General features: G+C 74.3%; 1 protein-coding gene. It reads left to right on the top strand.

What is annotated here, in order from left to right:
* Positions 1–189: 189 nt before the first annotated feature.
* The coding region (locus BZY54_RS54575) for a trypsin-like peptidase domain-containing protein (RefSeq protein ID WP_143668484.1) at positions 190–759 on the top strand (570 nt) is incomplete at its 3' end.

The raw sequence follows: 759 nt of genomic DNA on the forward strand, positions 1-759 counted from the left end.
TGGCGGTCGCCGGCGCGGCCGGCCGGACGTGTCGCCTCACCCCGCGCCGGTCCGCGCCGGGGCCGGCGCAGTGCCGGTCGACGCGGGCCTCGCCGCGGGCGCGTGGACGTCCCCGCCACCGGGCAACACACCGGGACGGGGCGGTGCTCGTCGCACGAGACGGCGCTTGTCCGTGTGCCTGGAGACCGGATGCCGGATTCGGGCGCACAACTGTTACCAAGAGCGGTTGTCTGTCAACATCGTGCAAAGGCGGAGCGAACGGGGCGCGGGGTGTCGCAGTCGATCGAGGACTCATGGCGTGTTCGGATTCTCGGCGCGGACAACACACCGGTGGGATCGGGTGTTCTGGTGGACGGGGGGCGGGTGCTGACATGTGCTCATGTCGTGCAGGCCGCATTGGAGTTGGCGGAAGGGGAGACTCCCGGGGAACGGCGTGTCGCCGTCGACCACCCGGGATCCCTGACCGCTGAGGTGTCGTACGGCTGGGTGCTGCCGCAGGGCTGGGCGCCGCCCGACCGGGAACGCGCGGACGTCGCGGTGCTCGCACTGAGCGGCCCGGTGCCGTCCGACTGCGTCCCGGCGCGGCTGCGGCCGTGCGGTCCCGCCCGGGGCCGCGGTGTGCGGGTCTTCGGTCAGGCCTCGTCCGCAGGTCCCGGCATCTGGGTGGCCGCCCGGCTGCTCGGGGCGGGCGGGCTGAGCCCGGACTGGGTCCAGATGGACAGCCCGGACCCGGCGGACGAGCGGGTGCGGGGCGGGTAC

The sequence above is a fragment of the Streptomyces carpinensis genome (assembly GCF_002154505.1).
Classification (GTDB): domain Bacteria; phylum Actinomycetota; class Actinomycetes; order Streptomycetales; family Streptomycetaceae; genus Streptomyces; species Streptomyces carpinensis.